The sequence below is a fragment of the Oerskovia merdavium genome (assembly GCF_014836755.1).
GTDB classification, from domain to species: domain Bacteria; phylum Actinomycetota; class Actinomycetes; order Actinomycetales; family Cellulomonadaceae; genus Oerskovia; species Oerskovia merdavium.
Window position 1 is genome coordinate 41,450 of the sequence record NZ_JACSQF010000006.1, and the last position, 7,688, is coordinate 49,137.

Annotated in this window: 5 protein-coding genes; all 5 read left to right on the plus strand. The window is 70.2% G+C overall.

The window, feature by feature from the left end; all coding sequences use genetic code 11:
* Positions 1–55 precede the first annotated feature (55 nt).
* The 5 genes from H9641_RS07250 to H9641_RS07270 all read left to right on the plus strand — a co-directional run bounded on the left by H9641_RS07250 (position 56) and on the right by H9641_RS07270 (position 7,650).
* Positions 56–466: a DNA-binding protein gene (locus H9641_RS07250; RefSeq protein WP_191802365.1), complete on the plus strand. Its 411-nt coding sequence runs from the start codon at positions 56–58 to the stop codon at positions 464–466.
* The gene (locus H9641_RS07255) at positions 463–1,098 is read left to right on the plus strand and encodes a transcriptional regulator (protein WP_191802367.1); all 636 of its coding nucleotides are present in this window, start codon (positions 463–465) and stop codon (positions 1,096–1,098) included. Before H9641_RS07250 ends, H9641_RS07255 begins: the two co-directional genes overlap by 4 nt.
* 239 nt (positions 1,099–1,337) lie before the next feature.
* The gene (locus H9641_RS07260; protein ID WP_191802369.1) at positions 1,338–2,297 is read left to right on the plus strand and encodes a manganese catalase family protein; all 960 of its coding nucleotides are present in this window, start codon (positions 1,338–1,340) and stop codon (positions 2,295–2,297) included.
* 121 nt (positions 2,298–2,418) lie between these two features.
* The gene (locus H9641_RS07265; protein ID WP_191802371.1) at positions 2,419–2,997 is read left to right on the plus strand and encodes a Dps family protein; all 579 of its coding nucleotides are present in this window, start codon (positions 2,419–2,421) and stop codon (positions 2,995–2,997) included.
* Between the two features lie 453 nt (positions 2,998–3,450).
* A complete protein-coding gene (locus H9641_RS07270; RefSeq protein ID WP_191802373.1) occupies positions 3,451–7,650 on the plus strand; it encodes a beta-L-arabinofuranosidase domain-containing protein in 4,200 nt (1,399 codons plus the stop codon).
* The last annotated feature ends 38 nt before the right edge of the window (positions 7,651–7,688 follow it).

Below are 7,688 nucleotides of genomic sequence, written 5' to 3' on the forward strand. Positions count from 1 at the left end.
CGGCCACCTTCAACAGAGTGTTGACAACAATTCGTTGATTCTGCAGGATCCTCGTATGGCACGCAAGGACGACCCCGCACCGGCACGCACCGCGGGCGCTGCGCGCGCCGACCACGACCAGGCGCGCCGCGAGCACGTGGCGCGCGAGCACCTGCTGAGCCTCGGGGCGGACGCGCTCGCGAACCGCCCATGGCAGCCCGCGCCGGTCCCGCCGTCGGCCGTGGACCTTGCTCGCTTCGCGCTCTGGCGCTCCACGGACCTGGCTCCGGGCGACCTGCTCAGCGCGCTCGCGCTCCTGCCGGCGGCTCGGGCCGAGGTCGACGGGCTCGAGGACGGCCTGCTGTTCACGGCCCGCAGCGCGGGCCTGACCTGGGCCCAGATCGCCGACGCGATGGGGTTCAACTCCCCGCAGGCCTGTCAGCAGCACTACCACCGGCTCGCGGCCAGGCAGGGAGACCGCTCGTGACGCAGGACTCCCCGGTCGACCTGCTCGTGCTGCACGCGGTCCGCATCACCGGGTTCGCCGACGTCCCGGCTCTCGCTCGCCGGTTCGGGACCGGCCTGGACGAGACGACCGACCTGCTCGAGGACGCCGAGGCGCGCGGCTGGGTCCAGCGGTCCGCCTTCGCGGGGCTCGGCGGCTGGTCGCTCACGGTCGCGGGGCGCACCGAGAACGAGCGGCAGCTCGCGAGCGAGCTCGCGGGCACGGGGCGCGCCGAGGAGGTGAGGGAGGTCCACCGCGACTTCCTCCCGCTCAACGCACGACTGCAGCGGGCCTGTACCGACTGGCAGCTGCGACCCGCGCCCGGCGACCGCCTCGCCTCCAACGACCACTCCGACCCCGCCTGGGAGGACGGGGTGCTGGACGAGCTTGCCGCGATCGACCGCGCCATCGCGCCGCTCGTGCGACGGCTGAGCGACGTTCTCGCCCGGTTCCGGGGCTACGACGAGCGGTTCGCCGCGGCGCTCCGCCGGGTGCAGGCGGGCGACGGCGGCTGGGTCGACCGCACCGACGTCGACTCGTGCCACCGGGTCTGGTTCGAGCTCCACGAGGACCTCGTCGCGACGCTCGGCATCGACCGGGCTCGGGGAGTCTGACGCGGCCCTGTGCCCCGCATGCCCGACCAGGTCGCCCGACGCGATCAGTCGCGCGAGCGGCGCCCGGCCGGGAGGACCGCGGTGCGCACCGCGTCCGTGACAGGACGGTCCTCCGGCAACCCTAGGTGGCGGTCTGGCGGCTCGCAGTCCGGAAGACCTCGACGGCGCCCCAGAGGCCGGCAGTGCACGAGGAGCGCACGGTGGACGGATCCACATCGGTTTCACCGAGGAGGCTCGAGATGTATCTGCACGTGCAGCGACTGATCAACGACATCGTGGCGGACGAACCCGACCCGGCGGCCGCGAACGCCCTCCAGGAAGGCCTGGGCGGCCAGTTCGGCGAGATGCGGACGATGATGCAGTACCTGTTCCAGAGCATCAACTTCCGCGGCCCGACGGGCAAGCCGTACCGGGACCTGCTCCAGGGGATCGGGACCGAGGAGATCAGCCACGTCGAGCTGATCGGCACGACGATCGCTCGACTCCTCGACGGTTCACCGCGCTACAACGGGAAGAAGACCGACCCTCTCGACACACCCGGAGGCGGCGGGAAGACGCCGCTCGACCTGGCCCTGGGGGAGGGCAACATCCATCACTACCTGGTCGCGGCTCAAGGTGCCCTGCCCGTCGACGCAGCCGGCAACCCGTGGAGCGGCAGCTACGTCTACAACTCGGGAAACCTCGTCCTGGACCTGCTCTACAACCTGATGCTCGAGTCCACGGGACGTCTGCAGAAGTGCCGGATCTACGAGATGACCGACAACAAGACCGCTCGGTCGACGATCTCCTACCTGATCGTCAGGGACCAGGCGCACGAGAACGCCTACGCCCGGGCCCTCGAGACGCTGGGCGTCGACTGGGGCAAGCTGCTGCCCGTACCCAAGACGAACGCGGAGAAGTTCCCCGAGGTCAAGAAGCTCGTCGACCTGGGGCTCCAGTCCAAGCAGTACACGTTCGACCTCGAGGGCGCCTCGGAGGCCGGGCGCATCTTCCAGGGGATGTCGCCCGCGAACGACGGGACCGAGCTCGACGCGACCGAACAGGCCCCGCCCGGTATGCCGTCGACCATCGCCCGGGAACGGTACGAGGAGTTCTCTCCCGGTCTCGATCCCGAGCTCCTCGCGCTCATCCAGGCGACGGCCGACCTCGAGATGGCCACGGCCGCCGAACCGCTGTTCGCACCGACGAGCAGAGGCTAGCGCGGTGTGACGTGGCGCGTCTCACCACGGCTCACGCTGCGAGGCCTCTGCCACGCGGCCACGATGGAGGAAGCGCACTGCGCTGAAGGAAGCTGAAGGAACGAGCATCGAGGAGGAATACATGGCTGTCCGCAAGGAGCTGCCCGAGTACACCGTTCCGTCGCTGACCCTGGAGGACGGGGGGAAGGTCGCCGCGATCCTGCAGGGGCGTCTCCACGCGCTCAACGATCTGGCGCTGACGCTCAAGCACATCCACTGGAACGTGGTGGGACCGCACTTCATCGCGGTCCACGAGATGATCGACCCGCAGGTCGATGCCGTCCGCGGGATGGTGGACAGCACGGCCGAGCGCATCGCCACGCTCGGCGTCCCGCCGCGCGGCACGCCGGGCGCGATCGTCGCCGAGCGCACCTGGGAGGACTACAGCCTGGGCCGTGCCTCGACGATCGCCCATCTCGGTGCCCTCGACGAGGTCTACCAGGGCGTCATCGCCGACCACCGCCAGGCCGCCGCCGACACCGAGGACCTCGACACCGTGACCAACGACCTCCTGGTCGGTCACCTGCGCGACCTCGAGCTGTTCCACTGGTTCGTCCGCGCGCACCTCGAGTCCTCGGGCGGCGAGCTCTCGACCTCGGGTGCGACGACCGAGACCGGTGCCGCTCGCAAGGCGGAGGCCGCAGCCAAGAAGGAAGCCTGACCGACGACTACCCGTCCCCCTGCTCGCAGCCGCGGGCAGGGGGACGCGTCGTTCCGGGATCCGAGCGGCGGCGACACGCGGCTCTGGAGAGGGTTGACGGATAGCGGTGTGTGAGCGCTAACATTCAGATCGAACCGGAGGGAGTCGACGTCGGCCGGGCCGGAGCGGGGATCAGTGCCCACCGAGCCAGGAGGCGAACCGAGCCTTTCGCCCGGGCAGCGCTTCCGCACGTCCGCGCCGACCGCACACCCGCACGTCCGCGCCGACCGCACACCCCACGGGTTGCACCATCCCGCTCGCGGGACCCGAACCATGTGCACGACCACTCCGTGCCACGGGGACGAGACCTCGTCTCACCCACCCCCGTGCGAGAGCGGTTGCCCCGCAACGTCCGGCCCGTCAGCTGTCGACGGGCCGGTTCCGAACACTGTCGTTCGAACGGAAGAGAGCACGATGAGCACGCACAGAGAAGCGGTCGTCACGCGCCGACCGAGACCGCACCCGGGAGCACGCGCCGTCGCGGCGCTCCTCGGGGCCGCACTGGTCCTCACGGGCTGGGCGCCCGTCGCCGCAGCCGCCGACGCGGGCCTGCCCGCCCCGGTCCTGGACCTGCGCTTCGAGGGTGACCTGGCCGACGCCTCGTCGGCGGCGCACCCGGTCACGGTCAAGGGGCACGCGGGATCGACGACGACCAACCTGGGCTGGGTCCCGGGGGTCGCCGAGGGTTCGCAGGCCGTCGAGCTGGGAGGCAGCACGTTCCTCGACCTGGGCGCGTCGACCGACCTGCAGCCCGAGGACCTGACGCTGTCGTTCTGGCTGCGCCCCAGCGGGAAGATGACCGGTGAGCAGGTCGTGAGCTGGAACAAGGGCGCGTACAACTCGGACGGCTGGTACCTGTCCTCCGAGTCGGACACGTCGCCGCTCGCGCTGTCGGTCGGCCCGGCGTCGGGCCAGCCCTACAAGGTCCGGGTGGCCTCGGCGGACCGTGCGTCGTTCCTCCCCGCGGACGAGTGGACGCACCTCGTGGTCACGTACGACGCGGCGACCAAGGACGTGGCCTTCTACCGCAACGGTGAGCAGGTCCCGGCGACCGTCGCGAGCCCGATCGGCTCGGGTGGCGCAACCGGCGTCCTGGGCTCGTCGCCCACGCTGCCCAAGACCATCGGGTTCAACGGCCCGTCCTACAACGGCTCCTACCTGCGGGCGGGGCTCGACGAGTACCGCCTGTACGACGGCGTCGCGTCGCTCGCCGACGTCGTCGGGCTCTACGAGGAGTCCGGCCGGGTGATCGACCGCGAGGCCGTCGCGCAGGCGGACGCCGACGGGCTCACGCTGCCCGAGCGGGTCACGGTCGCGCTGATCCTGTCGGCCAAGGGCTCGCGCGGCTCGGCCGTCACCTGGGCGTCGTCGGCCCCGGACGTCGTCGCGACCGACGGCACCGTGAACCGGCCCGCCGAGGGTGAGGACGACGCCGAGGTCACGCTCACCGCGACCGCACGCTACCTCGACGGCAAGCCGGTCACGCGCGAGTTCCACGTGGTCGTCCCGGCGCTGGTGTCGATGGACCCGCTCGAGAACAGCGGCCTGCCCACGGTCCTGCTGTCGGACGACTTCCTGAACAACGCCGCGTCCAAGGAGCAGGACTACCTCCTGAGCCTGAGCTCGGAGAAGTTCCTCTACGAGTTCTACAAGGTCGCCGGCCTGGAGCCCACGACCCCGCAGGGTTACGGCGGCTGGGAGCGCAGCGACGCGGTGAACTTCCGCGGCCACGCTTTCGGGCACTACATGTCGGCCCTCGCGATGTCGTACTCGGGCACGCCCGACGGTGCGACCAGGGACGCGCTGTCGGCCGAGATCGTCGCGGCCGTCGACGGCCTTGAGCGGGTGCAGGACGCCTACGGGGCGGCCCACCCGGGCAGCGCGGGCTACGTCTCCGCCTTCCGTGAGAGCGTCCTGGACCAGGTCCAGGGCACCGGGCCCTCCGACGAGAACGTGATCGTGCCCTGGTACAACCTGCACAAGGTGCTCGCGGGCCTGCTGGACGTCGCGGAGTACGTCGACGGGCCCACGGGGGACAAGGCGCGCGAGGTCGCGACCGGGTTCGGCCTGTACGTGTCCGGCCGGGTCGCGAAGCTCCCGAGCACCGACGTGCTGCTGCGCACCGAGTACGGCGGCATGAACGAGGCGCTCTACGAGCTGTTCGACCTCACCGGCGACGTCCGCATCAAGGACGCCGCCGAGGCCTTCGACGAGGTGACCCTCTTCCGGCAGCTCGCGTCGGGCCAGGACGTCCTGGCGGGCAAGCACGCCAACACGACGATCCCCAAGCTCATCGGTGCGCTCAAGCGCTACACGGTGTTCACGCAGAACCCCGAGTACTACGACCTGCTGACCCCGCAGGAGAAGGAGGAACTGCCGATGTACCTCGCGGCGGCCGAGAACTTCTTCGACATCGTGGTCGAGCACCACACGTACGTGACCGGTGCCAACAGCCAGTCGGAGCACTTCCACGCGGCCGACTCGTTGTTCGACCGGGCTGCGAACCAGGGGACGCACGCCAACGCGGAGACGTCCGAGACCTGCAACGAGTACAACATGCTCAAGCTGTCGCGCGAGCTCTTCCGGCTGAGCAAGGACGTGCGGTACGCGGACTACTACGAGAACACGTTCATCAACACGATCCTCGCCTCGCAGAACCCCGAGACGGGCACCACGACGTACTTCAACCCCATGGCGCCCGGGTACCACAAGGTGTTCAACCTGCCCTTCACCGAGTTCTGGTGCTGCACCGGGACCGGCATGGAGAACTTCTCCAAGCTGGGCGACTCGATCTACTTCACGGGGCAGGGATCGGTCTACGTCAACATGTTCTTCAGCTCGACGTTCGAGCACGCGGAGCAGAACCTGGTGCTGACCCAGTCCGCGAACCTCCCCAACGAGGACACGGTCCGGTTCACGGTCGGTGCGCTCGACGGCGGAGCGGTCGCCGAGAGCACCACGCTGCGCCTGCGCGTGCCCGACTGGATCGCGGGCGAGCCGGCCGTGACCGTCAACGGCGCCACGGTCACCCCGACCGTCTCGCGCGGCTACGTGGTCCTGGCCGACGTCCGGGCGGGTGACGAGATCGCGTACACGATGCCGCTCGACGTCACGCTGCACAGCACGGCCGACAACGAGAGCTTCGTGGCCTTCAAGTACGGTCCCGTGGTGCTCAGCGCGGGGCTCGGCACCCGGGACCAGGGCGGCTCGGTGGGCACCGGGATCCTGGTGCGCATCTCGACGTTCGACCCGGACGCGCAGACGACCATCACCACGGAGGGCATGGACGCGGCCACGTGGAAGGAGCATCTCGCGGAGAACGTCGTGCGCATCGAGGACTCGGCCGCGGGCGACGTGCAGTTCGTGCTGAAGAACACCTCGGACGCGGGCGACCTGGTGTACGCCCCGCACACCTCGCGCTGGAACGAGCGCTACGGCATCTACATGAACCTCGAGGAGCCCGACGGCCAGGCCGCGCAGGACCGGATCCTGCGGGCCAAGCAGGAGGAACGTGCGAAGGACCTGACGATCGACAGCCTCACGAGCTTCGACAACAACAACTTCGAGAACGCGAAGAACCTGCGCTCGAGCTCGTCGGGCGTCGGGGTGTTCGCGGGACGCCAGTACCGTGACGCCCAGGCGGGCGGGTGGTTCAGCTACGACCTGGAGATCGACCCGGGCTCGGACAAGAACTACCTGGGTGCGACGTTCTACTCGGGCGACCGCGGGCGCAGCTTTGACGTGTACGTCGACGACGTGCGGCTCAAGACCGTCACCGTGACCGACAAGGCGGAGAACAAGGACGAGCAGGGCTTCTACGTCGACTCGACCGAGATCCCGGCCCGGTTCCTCGAGCTCGGCCCGGACACCCGCTACAAGAAGGACAGCAGCGGGAACCTCGTCCTGGACGAGGACGGTCAGAAGATCCCCGTCGTCACGGTCCGCTTCCAGTCGACGGGCGGGCTCGTGGGCGGGTTGTTCGGGGTCAGGACGGACCGCTCGGCGGTGTTCGACAGCATCCCGGAGCTCTCGGGACTCTCGTTCGACACGGGCGTCCTCGCCCCGGAGTTCTCGCCCGCGCACGCGGGCTACGAGCTCCGGGTCGCGCCGGGGACGACCGCGGTCACGCTCGACGCCGACCCGCACGTGGCGAGCGGCCTGGTCAGGGTCGACGGGATCCTGGTCGACGACACGATCGGGCGCCGGGTCGCGCTCGCCCCTGACGGCGGTCCGACGACGGTCGAGATCACGGCGGTCGCGCAGGACCACACGACGTCGACGACCTACACCGTGACGATCGTCGCGGCCGACGCCCCGGCCGAGACCGTCGAGATCGCCGTCGACGTCACGCCCCGCTGCGTCGCGGGCAAGGTCCAGCTCGCGGTGCGGGCCGTCAACGGTGAGGCCGTGCCGGTCGACGTGAAGATCACGACGGCGTCGGGCGTGAAGTCCTTCACCGGGGTGGCGCCGGGCAAGAGCGCGTCCCAGACGTTCGCCGTGCGGGCCTCGAGCCTGGCCGCGGGCAGCGTGACGGTGTCCGCGAGCGCGGTCCTCGACGGTGCTCCGGTGACGAGCGTGGTCGAGGTCGAGCACGACTCGCTCACCTGCGGCTGACAGGTCGCCGGGGGGGGGGGGGGGGGGGGGGGGGGGGG